The 18,760-nt window shown below is 65.6% G+C and carries 18 protein-coding genes; 6 read left to right on the forward strand and 12 right to left on the reverse strand.

What is annotated here, in order from left to right; translation table 11 throughout:
• The first annotated feature begins 10 nt into the window (after positions 1-10).
• Positions 11-1,129 carry a beta-ketoacyl-ACP synthase III gene (locus tag B6V76_RS06740; protein ID WP_088727016.1) on the forward strand — a complete coding sequence of 373 codons (1,119 nt, stop codon included), beginning with the start codon at positions 11-13 and terminating at the stop codon, positions 1,127-1,129.
• 3 nt (positions 1,130-1,132) lie between these two features.
• Here B6V76_RS06740 and B6V76_RS06745 read toward each other — a convergent pair whose 3' ends face one another.
• The 7 genes from B6V76_RS06745 to B6V76_RS06775 all read right to left on the reverse strand — a co-directional run bounded on the left by B6V76_RS06745 (position 1,133) and on the right by B6V76_RS06775 (position 10,019).
• The gene (locus B6V76_RS06745) at positions 1,133-1,714 is read right to left on the reverse strand and encodes a thymidine kinase (RefSeq protein ID WP_075776167.1); all 582 of its coding nucleotides are present in this window, start codon (positions 1,712-1,714) and stop codon (positions 1,133-1,135) included.
• Positions 1,715-1,765: 51 nt separating this feature from the next.
• On the reverse strand, positions 1,766-2,215 hold the full coding sequence (gene dtd, locus B6V76_RS06750; protein ID WP_075776168.1) for a D-aminoacyl-tRNA deacylase: 450 nt from the start codon (positions 2,213-2,215) through the stop codon (positions 1,766-1,768).
• Positions 2,212-3,135, reverse strand: a complete 924-nt coding sequence (locus B6V76_RS06755; protein WP_088721930.1) for a carbohydrate kinase — start codon at positions 3,133-3,135, stop codon at positions 2,212-2,214. Before B6V76_RS06755 ends, dtd begins: the two co-directional genes overlap by 4 nt.
• A gap of 83 nt (positions 3,136-3,218) precedes the next feature.
• On the reverse strand, positions 3,219-5,348 hold the full coding sequence (locus tag B6V76_RS06760; RefSeq protein WP_088727017.1) for a hypothetical protein: 2,130 nt from the start codon (positions 5,346-5,348) through the stop codon (positions 3,219-3,221).
• Entirely contained in the window at positions 5,345-8,086 is a 2,742-nt protein-coding gene (locus tag B6V76_RS06765) for a DUF4159 domain-containing protein (RefSeq protein WP_088727018.1), read from the reverse strand. Before B6V76_RS06765 ends, B6V76_RS06760 begins: the two co-directional genes overlap by 4 nt.
• Positions 8,086-9,006, reverse strand: a complete 921-nt coding sequence (locus B6V76_RS06770; protein ID WP_240497813.1) for a DUF58 domain-containing protein — start codon at positions 9,004-9,006, stop codon at positions 8,086-8,088. Before B6V76_RS06770 ends, B6V76_RS06765 begins: the two co-directional genes overlap by 1 nt.
• Positions 9,003-10,019: a MoxR family ATPase gene (locus tag B6V76_RS06775; protein ID WP_078519704.1), complete on the reverse strand. Its 1,017-nt coding sequence runs from the start codon at positions 10,017-10,019 to the stop codon at positions 9,003-9,005. Before B6V76_RS06775 ends, B6V76_RS06770 begins: the two co-directional genes overlap by 4 nt.
• Positions 10,020-10,091: 72 nt before the next feature.
• Here B6V76_RS06775 and B6V76_RS06780 point away from each other — a divergent pair, with 72 nt between their 5' ends.
• Together B6V76_RS06780 and B6V76_RS06785 are read left to right on the forward strand one after the other, a co-directional pair.
• A complete protein-coding gene (locus tag B6V76_RS06780; RefSeq protein WP_088721933.1) occupies positions 10,092-10,685 on the forward strand; it encodes a DUF1285 domain-containing protein in 594 nt (197 codons plus the stop codon).
• A gap of 1 nt (position 10,686) precedes the next feature.
• The gene (locus B6V76_RS06785) at positions 10,687-11,436 is read left to right on the forward strand and encodes a TIM barrel protein (RefSeq protein ID WP_088727019.1); all 750 of its coding nucleotides are present in this window, start codon (positions 10,687-10,689) and stop codon (positions 11,434-11,436) included.
• A gap of 9 nt (positions 11,437-11,445) precedes the next feature.
• On the opposite strand, the gene B6V76_RS06790 is transcribed toward B6V76_RS06785, so the two are convergent.
• A complete protein-coding gene (locus tag B6V76_RS06790) occupies positions 11,446-12,408 on the reverse strand; it encodes a cation diffusion facilitator family transporter (RefSeq protein ID WP_088727020.1) in 963 nt (320 codons plus the stop codon).
• Positions 12,409-12,674: 266 nt separating this feature from the next.
• Here B6V76_RS06790 and B6V76_RS06795 point away from each other — a divergent pair, with 266 nt between their 5' ends.
• On the forward strand, positions 12,675-12,911 hold the full coding sequence (locus B6V76_RS06795) for a DUF2798 domain-containing protein (RefSeq protein ID WP_075776176.1): 237 nt from the start codon (positions 12,675-12,677) through the stop codon (positions 12,909-12,911).
• On the opposite strand, the gene polA is transcribed toward B6V76_RS06795, so the two are convergent.
• Positions 12,905-15,730, reverse strand: coding sequence for a DNA polymerase I (gene polA / locus B6V76_RS06800; protein ID WP_075776177.1), 2,826 nt, complete (start codon positions 15,728-15,730; stop codon positions 12,905-12,907). The two genes, B6V76_RS06795 and polA, sit on opposite strands and share 7 nt — an antisense overlap.
• A gap of 314 nt (positions 15,731-16,044) precedes the next feature.
• On the opposite strand from polA, the gene B6V76_RS19880 reads away from it, so the two are divergent.
• Positions 16,045-16,206 (forward strand): hypothetical protein, encoded by a 162-nt coding sequence (locus tag B6V76_RS19880; RefSeq protein WP_166504559.1) that lies wholly within the window; start codon positions 16,045-16,047, stop codon positions 16,204-16,206.
• Between the two features lie 31 nt (positions 16,207-16,237).
• On the opposite strand, the gene B6V76_RS06805 is transcribed toward B6V76_RS19880, so the two are convergent.
• Positions 16,238-16,444: a zinc-finger domain-containing protein gene (locus B6V76_RS06805; protein WP_088727021.1), complete on the reverse strand. Its 207-nt coding sequence runs from the start codon at positions 16,442-16,444 to the stop codon at positions 16,238-16,240.
• 81 nt (positions 16,445-16,525) lie between these two features.
• Between B6V76_RS06805 and B6V76_RS06810 the strand changes: the two genes are divergently transcribed.
• The gene (locus B6V76_RS06810; RefSeq protein WP_075776179.1) at positions 16,526-17,458 is read left to right on the forward strand and encodes an ABC transporter ATP-binding protein; all 933 of its coding nucleotides are present in this window, start codon (positions 16,526-16,528) and stop codon (positions 17,456-17,458) included.
• On the opposite strand, the gene B6V76_RS06815 is transcribed toward B6V76_RS06810, so the two are convergent.
• Both B6V76_RS06815 and B6V76_RS19885 read right to left on the reverse strand, forming a co-directional pair.
• Positions 17,455-18,312: a DUF1989 domain-containing protein gene (locus tag B6V76_RS06815; protein ID WP_088727022.1), complete on the reverse strand. Its 858-nt coding sequence runs from the start codon at positions 18,310-18,312 to the stop codon at positions 17,455-17,457. The genes B6V76_RS06810 and B6V76_RS06815 overlap by 4 nt on opposite strands.
• A 118-nt stretch (positions 18,313-18,430) precedes the next feature.
• Positions 18,431-18,604, reverse strand: coding sequence for a hypothetical protein (locus B6V76_RS19885; RefSeq protein ID WP_166504560.1), 174 nt, complete (start codon positions 18,602-18,604; stop codon positions 18,431-18,433).
• Positions 18,605-18,760 lie beyond the last annotated feature (156 nt).

Genomic DNA, 18,760 nt, shown 5'->3' on the forward strand with positions numbered 1-18,760 from the left:
GGAGGATCCGATGCATCAAGCCGTCATTACCGGGACCGGGGTCTATACGCCGGAACACGTCATCACGAATGCCGAACTGGTTGAAGCATTCAACGCCTATGCTGATCTGTTCAACGCCGAGAACGCAGAGGCCATTGCCGCAGGCGAGATCGAGGCCAAGCCGCATAGCTCGGTCGAGTTCATCCTGAAAGCCTCCGGTATCGAGCAGCGCTACGTGATGGACAAGGAAGGCGTGCTGGACCCCACGCGCATGTATCCGCGCCTGCGCCAGCGTTCGGATGAAGAGCCCGGCATCATGGCGGAAATCGCGCTCGATGCCTGCCACAAGGCGCTGAAGATGGCGGGCCGCACGGGCGAGGACGTCGATCTGGTGATCTGCGCGGCCTCGAACATGGAACGCGCCTACCCCGCCATCGCGATCGAGATCCAGAAGCTTCTCGGCGCGGGCGGTTTCGCTTTCGATATGAACGTCGCCTGTTCCTCGGCCACTTTCGGCATTCAGGCCGCCGCCGACATGATCCGCACCGGCTCCGTGCGGCGCGCGCTGGTCGTGAACCCCGAAATCACCTCGGGCCATCTCGAGTGGCGCGACCGGGATTGCCATTTCATCTTCGGCGATGTGGCGACCGCGACACTAATCGAACGGCGCGAGGATGCGCCACATGGCTTCCTGATCCGTTCCACCCGTTGCGCGACGGAGTTCTCGAACAACATCCGCAACAATAACGGCTTCCTGCGCCGCACCCGGCCCGATGGCGTGGCCGACCGCCGCGACATGCAGTTCATGCAGGAGGGCCGTAAGGTCTTCAAGGAAGTGCTGCCAATGGTGGCGGGCCATATCCACGACCACCTCACCGAGACTGGCGTGGCGACCGAGGACCTGCACCGCCTCTGGCTCCATCAGGCGAACAAATCGATGAACGACTTCATCGGCAAGAAGGTTCTTGGCCGCGATCCCGAGCCGGGCGAGCAGCCGAATATCCTGCAGGATTACGCCAACACGTCGTCTGCCGGCTCGATCATCGCGTTTTCGAAATATTCCGACGATTTCAAACCGGGCGAGATCGGACTGATCTGTTCTTTCGGGGCGGGCTATTCGGTGGGCTCGGTCGTGGTCGAGAAGATCTGAGGCTTAGGCCTCTCCCATCGCCTCGCGCCAATGACGGCGGCAGAGGCTGACATAGGTCTCGTTGCCACCGATCTGCACCTGATCGCCATCGCGCAGCGCCTGTCCGTCCGGGCCCATCCGCACCACCATCGTGGCCTTCTTGCCGCAATGGCAGATCGTGCGGACTTCGCGCATCTCGTCGGCGAGCGCCAGCAGCGCCGCCGAGCCGGGGAACAGCTTGCCCTGAAAATCCACGCGCAACCCGTAGCACATCACCGGCACGCGCAGGTCATCGACCGCGCGGGCGATCTGCCAGACCTGCGTCTCGGTCAGGAACTGCGCCTCGTCCACGAAGATGCAGGCGCAGGGGCCGTCCGCCAAGCGCTTCTCGATCAGCGCGAACATATCGGTCTCTTCGGTGAAACAGGCCGCCTCCGCACCGATGCCGATCCGGCTCGCGATGCGCCCGTCGCCCGCGCGATTGTCGAGCCGCGCGGTCACGAGGAACGTCTCCATCCCGCGTTCGATATAGTTGTGGGAGGCTTGCAAGAGGATCGTGCTCTTGCCCGCGTTCATCGTGGAATAATGGAAGTAGAGCTTGGCCATGGCCTGCAATAGCCCGCGATTTTCAGGGGAGCAAGACTGCCCCAGCGACGTTCACGGACGGTCGGCGCTGTCCATCCAGATCGTGACCGGCCCGTCGTTCAGAAGCGCCACTTTCATATCCGCGCCGAACGCCCCGGTCTGGACCGGCAGGCCCAGAGATTCGAGGTGCCGGGCGAAATGCCGATACAGCCGATCGCCCTCTTCGGGCGGTGCGGCAGCAGAAAAACCGGGGCGGTTGCCGCGCGAGGTGTCAGCGGCCAGCGTGAACTGGCTGACCACCAGACAGGCGCCGCCAATATCACCCACCGCGCGGTTCATCTTGCCCGCCTCGTCCTTGAAGATGCGCAGTTTCGAGACCCGCTCTGCCAGTTTCTCGGCCACTTTCTCGTCATCACCCTGCATCGCACAGCACAGGATCAGAAGGCCGGGCCCGATTTCGGAGATGCGATTGCCGTCGACGGTGACCGAGGCTTCGGAGACCCGCTGGACCAGCGCCCTCATGCCAGCTCGTCCGACCAGGGCGGGTTGGCCCCTGCCCGGCTGACGACGACCGCAGCGGCGGCCACGCCCAGCTTGAGGCAGTCGGAGATCAATTCTTCCTCGGCTCCTGCAAGCTTGCGCTTGTCGAGAGCATCGGCGCGATCCAGCGCCGCCAGAACACCAGCGTTGAATGTGTCGCCTGCGCCGACCGTATCGATTACCTCGACCTTGCGCGCAGGCACGAACACCTCGCAGTGCTTCGAGAAGCCATGCGCGCCGGTCGCGCCTTCGGTGACGAAGACCAGCTTCGGCCCCTTGGCGAGCAGCCCGCGCGCGAGATCGGCGATGGTGCCCGGCCCTTCGATCCAGCGCAGATCCTCGTCCGAGACCTTCACGATATCGGCCACGGCGAACATCCGTTCAAGCCGCGCGCGATAGGCCGTCTCGTCGCGGATGAAACCGGGACGGATATTCGGGTCGATCATCGTCACGCGGCTCTCCGCCTCGCGCAGCATCAGCGCCTCATAGGCCGCGCCGCAGGGCTCGACCGGCAGGGAGATGCCACCGAAGAACATCGCCTTCACCTCTGCCGGGATCGCAGGCATATCCTCGATCTTCAGCATGCGACCCGCGGTATTCTCGTCGTAGAAGGCGTAGCTCGCATGGCCGTCGGTGAGCGTCACAAAGGCCAGCGTCGTGGGCCGGTCCGAGCGGACCGAGAGCCCCGCATCGACGCCGCTATCAGAGAGTGAGTGGACCAGCATCTGCCCGAACAGATCCTCCGACAGCCCCGACAGGAAACCCGAGCGCGCCCCCAACCGCCCCAGCGCGATCGCGGTATTGAACACCGCTCCTCCGGGATAGGGCGCAAAGGCCGGCTCGCCTTGCGCGCTCTCGCGCGGGAGCATGTCGATCAGTGCCTCACCACAGCTCAGGATCATCGGGGCCTCTCCTCCGTCTTCGCGTTCCGATACCGCTAACACCTGCTACACGCGGAGCGGTCTCCGGGCAATCCCCGCTTGGGTCACGCTTCGCTCGGCCCGCCGCCACCGCTGCGCCGATTCCACCCTTCGATCAGCCATGCCCCCACGGTCAGCAGCGCTGCGAGGAGCAGCCAGACCCAGGCGGGCATCAGCGGCTGCACGCGGATATCGGTGGTGGCCGTCGCGCCGCGCGGCGTGATGCCGATCCAGCCGCGCCCTGCCGAGGGTCGCCCCGCACGCACCTCGCGGATATCGGGCACCCCGTCTTCGAGCCGCGTCACGCCGCCATTCGACGCATCGACCACAGCAGCGAGGGGATCGCCGCTGGCAATCGTCTGTTCGAACTCGCGCGGGCTGGCGGGGCCCATCGCCACCACCCGCTCCAGATCGCCGTCCTTGAGCCGGTAGAGCCCTGCCTCGGGCGCGGTCCAGCGCGCGGTGAAGCGACCCGGCGCGGTCTCGGTCAGCGGCACTTCCTGCGTCGAGCCATCGGGCAGCGTCACGGTCACCGGCGGCGCGGTATCTTCCATCGTGCGACGGATGATCCGCATCGAAAGCGCGCCGGGATCGATCTCGGCATAGAGTGCCTCCTCTTCCAGTTCAGGCTCTTTCATCTCCCAATGCGCGATGCGGCGCAGCAATTCGAGCTGTGGCCCACCGCCGTCATAGCCGCGATCCCAGAGCCACGCCTGATCGGACGCCAAAAGCGCCACCCGCCCCTCGCCTTCGCGCGATAGCACCAGTAGCGGCTTGCCCTCGGCCCCGGACATGACGACCTCGCCGGTGGGGTTCGTCAGTTCGATCTGGCGCAGCCAGTGCCCCCAATGCGGGCCGTCTTTCTCGGCGGCCGTATCCTCGCCCTCGGGCGCAGGTGCCCCTTCCAGCCCGGCGGTCACCGGGTGGCGCAGGCCCAGATCGGTCGGGCGCGGCAGAAAGCTTTCCGACATGACGCGGCCGGTGGGGCGCGCGGGCATGATGTCGCCAAGGCTCGTCTGATAGAGGCTCTCGACGGTTGCGAATTCCGGACCGGCGGCCACGAGGATCGCGCCGCCGCGCTCGACGTAATCCTTGATGTTGTCGAAATAGGCCGACGGCAGGATACCCCGTGCGCCGTAGCGGTCGAAGATGATCAGATCGAACTGGTCGATCTTGTCGACGAACAGCTCCTGCGTCGGGAAGGCGATCAGTGACAGCTCCGTCACCGGCACGCCGTCCTGTTTCTCCGGCGGACGCAGGATGGTGAAATGCACGAGATCGACGCCCGCATCCGACTTAAGAAGGTTGCGCCACGTCCGCTCGCCCGCATGGGGCTGACCCGAGACCAGAAGCACCCGCAGCCGGTCGCGCACGCCGTTGATCTGCACGGTCGCGACATTGTTGCGGTCGGTCAGCTCTCCATCCAGCGGCGTAAGCGTGAACTGCACCACGTTCTGCCCGCCATGGGTCAGCGTCAGCGGCAGTTCCAGATCGCGATCGGTGCGCACCTTGTAGCTTTTCGGGTCCTTGCCATCGATCGAGATCGTCAGATCGGCCACGCCGCCCGCGCTTTCGGGAACGGCGCCCATATCCTCGACCTTGAGACGGATATCGGTTTCCTCACCGATAATGCCAAAGGAAGGCGCGGTCTCGATCAGGATACGACGATCCCAGTCGCTGCGCTTGCCGGTCAGCAACACCTGCAGCGGCGCGGGCAGATCGGGGGCAAGCTGCGCGTCATGGGACTGCCCGTCGGTGACCATCAGCGCCCCCGCGACCCGGGCGCGCGGCTCGGCGGCCAGCGCCTCAGCGAGGCTCGCGCCCAGCTCGGTGCCGGCATTGTCGGCCCCGTCCGGAACGGTGATCCGGCGCGTCTCCACATTAGGCATCGCATCGAGCTGCGCTTGCAGACGTGCCACGGCGCGGTCGGTCTGTTGCCCGCGATCCGAGAGCTTCTGCGAGGAGGACCGGTCGTCGACCAGCAAAACGATATTCGACAGTGGCGTGGTCTGTTCGCGCTGCAAGGAGGGCTGCGCGATCGCGGCCAGCAGCACCAGCGCGGCCAAGGCCCGCAGCGCCCAGCCCTTAAGCCCGCGCCAGAGCGCCAGCGCCAGCAGAACGGCCGCCACAGCGGCCGCGCCCGCGATCACAGGCCATGGCAGAAGCGGCGCGAAGATTACCGACAGCCCGTTCATTGCCCCAGCCTTTCGAGAAGCGCAGGCACATGGACCTGATCGGATTTATAGTTGCCGGTCAGCACATGCATGATCAGGTTCACCCCGAAGCGATCCGCGATTTCGCGCTGACGCTCGCCGGTGCGGCCGCGCCCCACCGGGAACATCGGCATCCCGCGATCGTCGACGGCCCAGGCCGAGGCCCAGTCGTTACCGCCGATTACCACCGGCGTCACCCCGTCATTGAGGTTGCGAAACGGCATCCCCTCGGCGCGTTCGGCATCGGCTGGCGGAGCCTCCACCCAGATCGTGCCATCATAGCGACCGGGGAAATCCTGCAGAAGGTAGAAGGTGCGGGTCAGTACGTGATCATCCGGTATCGGCGCGAGCGGCGGAATGTCCAAGGGCGCGGCCAGCGCCTGCAAACGTTTGCCTGCGGGCGTCGCCTCGCCGAAGCCCGCGATATCGGCGTCGCGCGTGTCGAACAGGATCATCCCGCCGCCGCGCAGGTAGCGGTTCAGCTTGGCATATTCCATCGGGCTCGGTGCAGGCTGATCTGCCGTGATCGGCCAATAGATGAACGTAAAGACGGCCAGATCGTCGTTCTTCAGATCTACCATCATCGGCGCGGAAGGCTCGACCGTGGTACGCCGGTTGAGAACCTGCGACAGGCCCTTCAGCCCCGCCATCGAAACCCTGTCGACTTCGGCATCGCCGGTGGGCATCGCGGCCAGAACCACGTTGGACGCAGCCTCGATCGCGCGCGCCGGATCCATATCCTCGGCATGGGCTTGCGGCGGCGCGAAGCTTGCGAGGATCACGGCGGCCCCGAAAGCGGCGGCCTTCATCGCACGCGGCCCCCAGAGCTTGCCCGAGAGCGCCAGCGTCGCGAGGATGTCCAGCAGAAGCGCCGCAAGCGCAGCCCCCAGAAGCCAGCCTTTCAAGGGCATTTCGCGTTGTTCGAAAGCCCCTTCGACGGGGACATTCGCAGGCCAGCTCGCGGGAGAAAGCGTCGCGCCGCGCGGCAGGGCGTTCAGCGCGACCGAGCGATCCTCGGCGGTGTAGATGCCCGGGCGCAGCTTCGGCCCGGGCTCGGCCTTGGCCAGCTCCTCGCCCGGCACACCTGCGGCGGCGCCTGCATCCTGCAGCCGCCCGAACCCGTCGAGCAGCTTCTGCGGCACCCAGGTCTGGCCCGCGAGATCAGCCTCTTCCGGCGCGGCGGGCCGGGCAGAGACCGCGAGCCGTTCCAGCATCTGCGGGAACAGCAGCGACAGCGGCAGGGTCGACCATTCGGCATTCGCGGTGACGTGAAACAGTACGACCGCCCCCTGCCCCATCTTGGCGCGGGTGACGAGCGGCGTGCCATCGGTCAGCGCGGCGATCGTGTGTTCGCTCAGGTCCGGCGCGGGCTCGGCCATGACCTGTGCCTTCACCGTCACGTCGTCGGGCACCGTCAGCCCCGTGAAGGGCGAGTTTTCCGGGAAGGGCGCCAGCGCGCGCGGATCGCCCCAGCTCATCGTGCCGCCCAGCGAGCGGCCTCCGGCACGCAGCTGCACCGGCAGCAACATGTCGGCGTCGAGATTGGCATTGGCCATGCGCGGCCCTGCGAAGCGGATCAGCAGCCCGCCCTTCTCGACCCATTCCTGCAGTTTAGCCTGTTCGGGCAAATCGGCCATATCGGCGAGGATGATCACGTCCGGATCGGCGGTCAGCACGTCGGCAAGCGTGCCCTCGATCAGGTCCGCCGTCGGGGCGAGCGCCTGATGCAGGTAATGCGTGGGCGAGAGCAGCTCCAGCCCCTCGCGGTCGCGCGCACCCGAGAGGATCGCGACCTTGCGGCGTTTGACCGCGTCATCGGTCAGGCTCACCGCACCGGCCGAGCGCATGCCCGTGACCTCGATCCGGGTAATCCGGTTGCGTAGCTCGGGCGGCAGATCGAAACGCAGCTCTGTTTCGCGGCTGTCGGTGAACTGAAGCGGCTGGCTCGCCAGCTCGCGCTCGACACCCGCCGGATCGCGCCCTACAGCGGCGACATCGCGCGGGTTGGGCGGAATACTGGAGGCAAGCGCGGGCACGACGAGCGCGCCATCCTCGATCCGGGCCGCGCCCAGCGCCAGAACCGGCAGTTGCGGCTGCCAGACCTTGACCGGACCGCGCGCCTCCAGCGCGCTCAGAACACCGGCCCGGCCGTCGCGGGCCAACCCGTCAGACAGCCAGAGCGTCTCGAAATTCCCGCCCGGCAGGTTTGCGGCGTCGAAGTTCTGCGGCGCCCAAGGCTGCGGCTGGATGCCGGGGAGCGACTGGATCAGCGCGCCCGCATCCGTGAAACTCACCTGTGCGGGCGGCGGATCGGCCAGCGAAATTACAGCTGCCGGACGGCCCGCCTGCTGCGCGTCCTTCAGCGCCGCCGTCATCCGCTCCACCCGGCGCGACCAATCGCGGGCAGAGGCCCAGCTACCGTCGACCACGATCAGGAGCGGCCCGGTTCCGGGCACGACCCGCTGTGGGTTCAGGACCGGCCCGGCAAAACCGATGATCGCGGCGGCCAGCGCCAGAAGACGGAGCGCCAGCAGCCACCACGGCGTGCGCGCGGCCTGCACTTCCTCGTCCTTGAGGCCCAAAAGCAGCGCGACGCCCGGAAAGCGCCTGCGGATCGGCGCGGGCGGTACCGCGCGCAGGATCAGCCAGATGATCGGCAACGCGGCGAGCCCCAGCAGAAGCCAGGGCGCGGTGAAGCCGATGGGGCCGAGCATCCACATCAGCGCCCCCTTTCGAGCGCGGAATAGAGCCAGAGCAGCGCCACCTGCGCCGGATCGCCCGTGTGATGGGTTGAGAACTGCCAGCCCGCGCTGCGCGCAAGCGTGGAGAGCTGATCGCGCCGTGCGGCCAGCCGGTCGAGATAACGCGCACGCAAATCGCCAGCCTTGCGCGTCTCATGGACCAGCGCGCCGGTCATTGACTGAAAGATCGTGCGCCCATCATAGGGAAAGGCTTCTTCGTCCGGATCGAGCACCTGCATCATCACGCCCGACACGCCTCGATCCGCCAGACGCCCCAGCGCTGCCTCGATCGGGCCGAGATCACCGAAGAAATCCGACAGCAGCACCACGCGCGATTGCGGCGTGACGCCCGCGATTTCGGGCGCGCCGTAATCCTGCACGCCCGCCTCGCGCGACAGAAGGCCCGCAAGCTCCATCAGCTGCGCGCGCCCGGGCCGTGGTGGTGCGAGAGGGCCGGTCAGCCCCACGCGCTCACCGCCGCGCACCATCAGCACCGCGAGCGCGAGGCCCAACACCCGCGCGCGCTCGGACTTGGTGACGCGGGCGTTGCGACCGCTCTCGGCCCCGGTGAAGCGCATCGAGGCCGCATCATCGACCCACAGATGCACCGATTGCGCCAGTTGCCATTCGCGCTGGCGCACATATTGGCTATCCGAGCGCGCCGAGCGCCGCCAATCGACGAAGCGCAGCTCGTCGCCCGCATGGGCGGGGCGGTATTGCCAGAATTCGTCGCCCGATCCCGCGCGCCTGCGCCCATGTGACCCCATCTGAACGGTCGCCGCCAACTGCTCCGCCGCGACCAGCAGCGGAGGCAGCGCAGAGGCTGCCCCTTCCGCCTCGCGGCGCAGGCTCAGCGCGGGGGCGGGCCCCGACGCTGTGGTATCGGAGGTCACGCTCAAGCGGCGGCCCCGGCGGCGCGCGGCCCGGTGACCTCTGCCACGGCGCGGTCGATCAGGTCGCCCAACGTCTCGCCCCGGGCGCGGGCCGCGAAGCTCAGCGCCATGCGGTGGATCAGCACCGGGCGGGCCATTGCCTGCACGTCGTCCAGCGTCGGCGCCAGTCGGCCATTGATAAGCGCACGCGCCCGAACGGTCAGCATCAGCGCCTGCGCGGCCCGCGGCCCCGGTCCCCAGGCCAGCGCATCGCGGATGAAGTCGGGCGCCTCAGCCTCGCGCGGACGGCAGAGCCGCACCAGATCGAGGATCGCATCGACAACCTTCTCGCCCACGGGCATCTGCCGCACGATCCCCTGCGCCTCGATTAGTTCGGCCGGGGTGAAGACGGTATGCGCGCCCTCCGCCGCGACACCGGTGGTCGCCAGCAGGATCGAGCGCTCTGTCTCGCGATCCGGGTAATCGACGTCGATCTGAACCAGGAAACGGTCGAGCTGGGCCTCGGGCAGTGGATAGGTGCCCTCCTGCTCGATCGGGTTCTGCGTGGCGAGAACGTGGAAGGGCGGGCCAAGCGGGCGATGCTCGCCGGCGATGGTTACCTCGCGTTCCTGCATCGCCTGCAAGAGCGCGGACTGAGTCCGGGGCGAGGCGCGGTTGATCTCGTCCGCCATCAGAAGCTGGCAGAAGACCGGGCCTTCGAGGAAGCGGAACGCGCGGCTGCCGTCGGGCGCCGTTTCCAGAACTTCGGAGCCCAGAATATCGGCGGGCATCAGGTCCGGCGTGAACTGGATGCGGTTCGATCCCAGCCCCATCACGGTCGACAGCGTCTCGACCAGAAGCGTCTTGCCCAAGCCCGGCAAGCCGACCAGAAGCGCGTGCCCCCCGGACAGCATCGCCGCCAGAACCAGCTCCACCACCTGATCCTGCCCGATGAATCGCCGGTCGATCGAGGCGCGCGCCTGTGCGAGCTTGCCGCCAAGTCGTTCGATATCTTCCATCAGCTTTTCGGGCTCGGCCATGACATTCTCCCCGTTGATGCCTATCTTGCCAGCAAAGCAGATAACCACGCTCCGACCAACGGCCAAATTTGCATGACGGATCACAAACAGACAGTTTCGACCTCTTCCCCCACGGCAGATGGGCTTGCGGATGCAGCCAAGAAAGCCAGCAAAAAGGGCCCGCCGCCCGTGCATTTGTGGGATCCGCCCTTCTGCGGCGACCTCGATATGGAGATCCGCCGCGACGGGACGTGGTTCTATCTTGGCACGCCGATCGGCCGCGAGGCACTGGTGCGACTGTTTTCATCGATTCTGAAACTGGAGGACGGGAAATACTATCTCGTTACCCCGGTCGAGAAGGTGGGCATCCGGGTCGAGGACGCGCCGTTCATCGCCGTCGATTTCACCGCTGAGGGCGAGGGCGACGACCAGTCGATTCGCTTCACGACCAATGTGGGCGACGTGGTTCTTGCCGATGCAGACCACGCGATCCGGGTGGAACATAGCGAGGATGGCGAGCCCCGCCCCTATCTGCATGTGCGCCGCGGACTGGAGGCGTTGATCGACCGCAAGAGCTTTTACCGGCTCGTCGATCTCGCCGTGACCCGCGAATTTGAGGGCGAAGATTGGACCGGTGTGATCTCGGCTGGCAGCTTCTTCCCGATCATGCGTGCCGCGGAGCTGTGATGTGCCGAAGTTCGCCGCGAACCTGACGTTCCTCTTCACCGAACTGCCTTTCATGGATCGTTTCAAAGCGGCAAGAAAAGCCGGCTTCGACGCGGTCGAGGTGCTGTTTCCCTACGACGCTTCCGCGCAAGAGATGCGCCACGAACTGATCCGTCACGACCTGAGCTTCGTGCTGATGAACGTGCCGCCGCCGAATTACACCGGCGGCGATCGTGGCTTCGCCGCGGTACCGGGCAGCGAAGCGCGCTTCCGCCGCGATTTCGACCGCGCGATGCGCTTCGCCGACATCCTGAAGCCGCGCGTCATCCATATCATGGCGGGCAAGGCAGAGGGCGCGGAGGCCCGTGCGACCTATATCGAGAACCTGAAATGGGCGACGGCGCGCGCGCCGAAACGGGTCCTGACGATCGAGCCGGTCAACCCGACCGACATGCCCGGTTATTTCCTCGACAGCTTCGATCTCGCGGCGGAAGTGCTCGACGCGGTCGCTGCCCCGAACCTACATCTGCAATTCGACGCCTATCACGCGCAGATGCTGACCGGCGATCTGGCGGGCTGTTGGGCCGCGCACGGGCATCGCGCGGCGCATGTGCAATTCGCGGATGCGCCGGACCGGGGCGCGCCCGGTTCGGGCAAAAGCGATCTCGCGGGCTTCTTCGCGACGCTCGATGCGGCAGGCTATGATGGCTACGTCTCGGCGGAGTACATGCCGAAGGGCAGCACACCGGAAAGTCTGGACTGGCTAAGCTAGGCCCCGCGCTCAATGCGCGGGGTGCGCCCCGTGCTCATGAGCATGGTCGTGATCGCGAGCCGCGTGGTCGTCATGTGCCTTGTGGTCGGCGCAGCCCAGATCCGCGCTTTCCGGCTCCAGCGTAGCATGATGGATGCCGAACTGGTGTGCCAGCATATCCTTGGCCCGCGCAATGACGGTTGCGTAATTCCGCCCCTCCGCCAGCACGAGATGCGCCTCGACGGAGACGCGCCGCTCGTCGATCTGCCACAGGTGGACGTGGTGGACACCCTCGACGCCTTCGACATCCCCCAGCGCACGGCGTACCTCGGTGCTGTCCTTCTCGGGCGGCGCACCGAGCATCAGGATGCGCAGCACCGGTTTCAGATCGGTGGCGACATGCCACAGGATGAAGAGCGAGATGCCGATGGTCAGGATCGGATCGACCATCTTCCAGTCGTAGAGCAGGATCACGACACCGCCCACGATCACCGCGACCGACGCCCCGGCATCGGCCAGATTATGCAGGAAAGCCGCGCGGATGTTCAGGCTGTGCTTGGAGAGCGCATAGGTCAGCGCCGCCGTCGCCAGATCGACGATCAGCGCCAGCGTCGCGAGCCAGACCACGATCCAGCCATCGACCTGAGGCGGATCGATCATCCGCCCGACCGCCTCCACGATCAGCCAGAGCGAGATCAGGATCAGCGCGATGTAATTGACGAAGGCCGCGATGACCTCGGCGCGCGACCAGCCGAAGCTCATCGCGGCATCCGCGCCGCGCTTGGCCAGCTTGCGCGCCCCGAAGGCCAGCACCAGCGCCGCCGCGTCGGAGAAATTATGAACCCCGTCCGCGATCAGCGCCATCGAGCCAGCGATCGCCCCGCCCAGCACCTGCGCGACCGTCAGGATGACATTGACGACCACCGCCCAGAGCACACGGTTATCGCTCGTATCGGCGTCGAGATGGTGGTGGTGGTGATGATCGTGGGGCATGGGCGCTTTTCTCGAATCTCGGCGCCTGAGGCGCGGTTGGGACGCTCCGCAGGGGATGTTGGGGCCAAGTCGAACGCGATGCCCGCATTTTCGGCTTGGTCCAAATATCCCCGCCGGAGGCATGCGCAGTCTCAACATTGCGCGGCGGCGGGGTCAATGCGAGACAACTCGTTCGCGCGGATCAGCACACAGGTTTGTGCGTTGCTTCCTCACGTTCAATCACCAAAATGCGAGCGGAGAATTTTCCGACCCGAGAAGGAGACCCGATGATCCCCGCGCGCTATGCCCATTTCGTCTTCAGCCTGATCCTGTCGGGGATCATGTCATTTCTGGTCTCGGGCGTGGCGACCTACCGGGCGACGGGGCTTGTGGAGGACTTTCCGGCGCTCTGGGCGGCAAGCTGGCTCTCGAGCTGGATGTTCGCCTATCCTTCGGTGCTGCTGGTCGCGCCGTTGGCGCGGCGCGTGACCAATATCCTCGTGCGTCAACCCGCGGCTCAGTGAGCGGCGGCCCAGCTCTCCCCCTGCCCCGCGTCGACGACGAGAGGCACCGAGAGCTTCATCACCGGCTCCGCCGCGCCTTCCATCGTGGCCCGGGCGGTCTTGATCAGGTCGTCGATCGCGGCGTCCTCGACCTCGAAGATCAGTTCGTCATGCACCTGTAGCAGCATCCGGGCCGGGAGACCGTCGATCGCCTCGGGCATCCGCACCATCGCGCGGCGAATGATATCGGCCGCAGCCCCCTGGATCGGCGCGTTGATCGCGGCGCGTTTGGCGAAGCCCGCCGACGGGCCTTTCGCGCCAATATCGGGCGTATGGATTTTACGTCCGAACAGGGTCTGGACGTATTTGTGCTCCTTAGCGAAGGCCACCGTGTCGTCCATGTATTTGCGGATACCGGGGAAGCGTTCGAAATACCGGTCGATGAAGCCCTGCGCCTCGGCCCGCGGGATGCGCAGGTTGCGGGCAAGGCCGAAGCCGGAAATCCCGTAGATCACGCCGAAATTGATCGCCTTCGCCTGACGGCGGATCTCAGGCGTCATCTGGTCGAGCGGCACGTCGAACATCTCCGAGGCAGTCGCGGCGTGAATGTCCAGTCCTTCCTTGAAGGCCTCGCGCATCTCGGGAAGATCCGCCACATGGGCGAGGATGCGCAATTCGATCTGGCTGTAGTCGAGCGAGACGATCTTGCAGCCCTCGCGCGCCACGAACGCCTCGCGGATGCGGCGGCCTTCCTCGGAGCGCACGGGAATGTTCTGCAGGTTCGGATCGGTCGAGGCCAGACGTCCGGTATTCGCGCCCGCGATCGAGTAGCAGGTATGGACGCGGCCCGTTTCGGGATGGACATGGGTCTGCAGCGCATCCGTGTAGGTCGATTTCAGCTTCGAGATCTGCCGCCAGTCGAGCACACGTGCCGCCAGCCGCGCGGCCTGCGGGTTGGTGTCTTCCATCGTGGTCACGTCTTCGAGCACATCCGCGCCCGTGCCGTAGGCCCCGGTCTTGCCCTTCTTGCCGCCCTCGACGCCCATCGTGTCGAACAGGATCTCACCCAGCTGTTTCGGCGACCCGACATTGAAGGGCTGGCCCGCGATCTCGGCGATCTCGTCTTCGAGTTGCGCCATCTTCTGCGCGAAGGCGTTGGACATGCGCGACAGCACCGAGGCGTCGACCTTCACGCCCGCGATTTCCATATCGGCCAGCACCGGCACCATCGGACGCTCCAGCGTCTCGTAGACGGTGGTGACGCGTTCGCGATGCAGCCGCGGCTTGAACTGCTGCCAGAGGCGCAGCGTGATATCGGCGTCCTCAGCGGCGTAGCGGGTAGCCTTCTCGATCTCGACCTTGTCGAAGGTGATCTGGCTCTTGCCGGTGCCGATCAGTTCCTTGATCGGGATCGGCTGATGATTGAGATAGCGATCCGAGAGCGTATCCATCCCGTGGCCGTGCAGCCCCGAGAACATTGCGTAGGACATCAGCATCGTGTCGTCGATCGGCGCCACGCGGATCCCGAGCCGGGCGAAGATCTTGAAGTCATACTTCATGTTCTGGCCGATCTTCAGGATCGCCGGGTCTTCGAGCACGGGTTTGAGGAGCGCCAGCGCCTCCTTGAAGTCCATCTGGCCGGCGACACGTTCGGAGCCGCCGAAAAGATCATCGCCGCCGGAGATATGAGCGAGCGGCAGATAGGCCGCCTTGCCCGCTTCGGTGCACAGCGACACGCCCACCAGTTCGGCCTTCATGTCATTGAGGGACGTGGTTTCGGTGTCGACCGCGACCCAGCCCTTGGCGCGGGCCTCATCCAGCCACTGCGTCAGTGTCTCGGCATCGCGGATGCAGACATAGCTGTCGGGATCGAAGGGCGGCTGGTCCACCTCCGGCGCGGGGTCGACATGGCTTGCCGGTACGTCGGTGACGACGGGCGCGGGCGGCGGCTCGGCGCCGAATTTCTCGGCCACGCGGCGGGTCAGCGTGCGGAACTCCATCTCATTGAGAAAGCCCATCAGCGTATCGACATCGGGCTCGCGGATTTCCAGATCGTCGAGCGTGAACTCGATGGGGGTCTGATCGTCTAGAGTTACCAGCTGCTTCGAGAGGCGAATCTGCTCGGCCTTCTCGATCAGCGTCTCGCGGCGCTTGGGTTGCTTGATCTCGGAGGCACGTGCGAGCAGAGTCTCCAGGTCGCCAAATTCGTTGATCAGAAGCGCCGCCGTCTTCACGCCGATGCCGGGCGCGCCGGGGATGTTGTCGACCGAGTCGCCTGCGAGCGCCTGCACGTCGATCACGCGCTCGGGGGCGACGCCGAACTTCGCCTCGACCTCCTCGACACCGATCGCGCGGTTCTTCATCGCGTCGAACATCTCGACCCCGCCGCCGACGAGCTGCATCAGATCCTTGTCCGACGAGATGATCGTGACGCGGCCGCCGGCCTCGCGGGCCTGCCGGGCGAGCGTCGCGATGATGTCGTCGGCTTCGTAGCCCGCCAGTTCCTCGCAGGCGATATTGAACGCCTTTGTTGCCTCGCGTGTCAGCGGGATCTGCGGGCGCAGTTCCTCGGGCATCTCGTCGCGATTTGCCTTATAGAGATCGTAGAGGTCGTTGCGGAAGGTGTGGCTGCCCTTGTCGAAGATCACGGCTGCGTGGGTCGGCGCGTCGGAGCCCTTGGCGTCCTCGATGTATTTCCACAGCATGTTGCAGAATCCGGAGACCGCCCCGATCGGCAGCCCGTCGGATTTGCGAGTCAGCGGCGGAAGCGCATGATAGGCGCGGAAAATGAAGGCCGAACCGTCGATCAGATGCAGGTGACAGCCTTTGCCGAATGCCATTGCGGAGCCCTCCTTCGCGCGTTGGCCCCGGTTGTGCCACAGGGGGGTGCAGAGGGAAAGAGGATCGGCGACCGCTCAGCGTGAAGGGCCGCGCCCGAGCTTTGGGTGCGCGCTTCGCTGTCGTCTGGTTTGAGCAGTTCATTTCGCAAGCCCGTAGGGCAGAGAGACTGTGGGCTCCATCACCAATGCGCCCTCCCGGGGGAAGGTCGGGCGCGGCCCGGGCTGGTCGGCCGCGCCGAGCGATACGCGTGGCGCCCCTTGCCAGAGCCCCCGAAATCCCCCATCTCAAGCGGCAACCGTAAAGGATTTGAGCTATGGACTATTCCAAGATGGGCGGCGCGAAGCCGCCGAAGAACACGCCCAAACATGCCGAGCATAACGCCTACGGCACCGACAAGACGCCTTTCAGCAAGAAGGACCCGAAGGCTGCGCTGCTTGAACGCATGAAACGCGCGGCACAGAAAAAGGACGGCTGAACGCCGTCCTTCCCTGTCGACTCAGACAGGTTCAGTGATCGTCATGCGCGTGATCGCGGTCGATCACGTATTTCTTGTCGCAATAGCCGCATTCGACGAAACCGGCGTCCCGCGGGATCGACAGCCAAACGCGCGGATGGCCGAGTGCCCCCTCGCCGCCGTCGCAGGCAACCTTCCAGGTGGTGACGACCTCGGTCTCGGGTGCGTCGGGGGCATTGGGCGAATGGGTGGCAGTCATGGATGCTCCGTATATATAAGGCACGAAAACCGCGCCCTGAAATCTGGGCTTCATTCTAGCAATCGCGAAAGGCGGGGCAAGTTGGAACAGCAGGCAATCGAAGTCACCGGGCTGCGCAAAACCTATGCAGGCGGCAAGAAGCAGGCACCGAAAGAAGCACTGAAAGGGCTCGACCTGTCGATCCCTGCGGGGTCGATCTTCGGGCTTCTCGGCCCGAACGGGGCGGGCAAGTCGACGCTGATCAACATTCTTGCCGGGCTGGTGAAGAAAACCGACGGGCGCGTCGTGATCTGGGGTTTCGATCAGGACGTGAACCCGCGCCAGTCGCGCGCCGCGATCGGGGTGATGCCGCAGGAGCTGAACATGGATCCGTTCTTCACGCCCCGCGCGGCGCTGGAGATGCAGGCGGGACTCTATGGCGTGCCGAAATCCGAGCGCTGGACGGACGAGATTCTCGAACTGGTGGGCCTGTCGGACAAGGCCGAGGCTTATGCGCGAAACCTCTCGGGCGGGATGAAGCGGCGTCTGCTGCTTGCCAAAGCGCTGGTACATCGCCCGCAGATCCTCGTGCTGGACGAGCCGACCGCAGGCGTCGATATCGAGCTGCGCGCGATGCTCTGGCGCAATGTCCGCAAGCTCAATGAGCAGGGCATGACGATCATCCTGACCACGCACTACCTCGAAGAAGCCGAGGAAATGTGCGACGAGATCGCGATCATCAACAACGGCGAACTGATCGTGCGCGACACCACGCCGAACCTTCTCAAGCGGATGGACCGCAAGGCGCTGGTGGTGGAGCCGCGCAACGAAGTCACGAAAGAGATTCGGCTTCCCGAAGGCGTCACGCTTGAGACCCGCGCGGGCGGACAGATGGCGTTTTCCTACTCGCGCAACGAGACCTCGGCAGAGGATATCCTCGACGCGCTGCGCGTCGCCGGGGTCGAGATTCGCGACATCGCGAGCGAACAGCCGGGCCTCGAGGAAGTCTTCGTCTCGCTGACCTCGAACCGTTAAAGCCCGTGGCTGCGGTCGTAGGCGTTGGGCGCGGGCGGCGCCCAGCCTTCGGGCGCTGATTTCGGGCGGTAGATTTCCACGCCCAGCGGGTAACATGCAGCCGTGTCTGAGCTGTGCTCGGCTGAACAATCCCCGCCCGGGCACGCCGACAGAACGCCCAGCAAATCGGTCTCTGCGAAGAATTCGAGATAATCACCGGGCCGGACCGGGCTCGCCTTCATGAAATACTGCCCGGTGTCGCGGGTGAAGCCGGTGCACATGAAGACGTTGAGCACGTCATGCACCAGCGCCTCCGCCTCTTGCAGAGGCAGATCACGGACCGCGGCCAGCGCACGGGTCAGGTTCGAATGGCAGCAATGGTGATACTGTCCGCCATCGGACAGCAGGCAATGCGTATAAGGATCGCAGCGCGTGCCGATCACGTCATGGACCGAGCCACCGAATGCGTCGATGCCATACCAGTCGAGCGTATCCTCGGTAATCGTCGCCAGCGGGCGCATCGTCGGAAAGCCGGACCACAGCCGGTCGCCGCGGCTCAGATGCGTGCCATGCAGCGCGCGTGTCTTGCCGGAATAGAACCGCTCGGACAGGTCCGCCGAGAACAAATTCAGATCGCCCACCTGCGGCCCCTCGACCGAAGCGATGCGGAAGAAATGTCCGGCGGGCACGTCGAAGGCCAGCGCCTCGCGCGGGGGCACTCGCAGGTCGGCGATCTTCTCCCAGTCCCCGCGCGCGGCGCGATAGGCGGGCAGGTCCGGCGCGGGCAGCGCGTCCGTCGGGTAACAGATCACCGGCGCAATATCGCGGCGGGTTTGGGCGTCTTCGGGCGCGGCGTGCTCGGGCGTCGGATGCATGGGGCTCCCTCCTTGTCGCGCCCACTCTGCCCTGCCCCGCCCAGGAGCGAAAGGCGCAAAGAAAAACCCCGGCGAAGAGCCGGGGCAGTCACGACGGAACTATTCGGGAGGTCACCGCTCAAGCCGCGGTGTAATACTCGTACATCAGCTCGACCGCTTCGAGACCGGTGGTCTCAGCTTTCGCGGCCGGGGTGAAATCAGGGGCGGATTTCTCCGGGGTGTAGTAGGCCAGATGCTCTTCGGCCACTTGAACCGGTTGCGCCCCTTTGGGGAATTTGACGATGTCGACCATGGAACTCTCTCCAGTCACGTTTCGAGTTCCTCCCTGCCACCCGATTTAGGGATTTTCGCGGGGATTCAAACCCAAAATGCTGCAACCGCGATATGCATTTGCCGCAACGCAGCAAAAAGGGCGGCTCGCGCCGCCCTTTCTACTATCTGCTGGGGG

Origin of the sequence: Thioclava sp. IC9 (genome assembly GCF_002213225.1) — a bacterium.
GTDB classification, from domain to species: domain Bacteria; phylum Pseudomonadota; class Alphaproteobacteria; order Rhodobacterales; family Rhodobacteraceae; genus Thioclava; species Thioclava nitratireducens.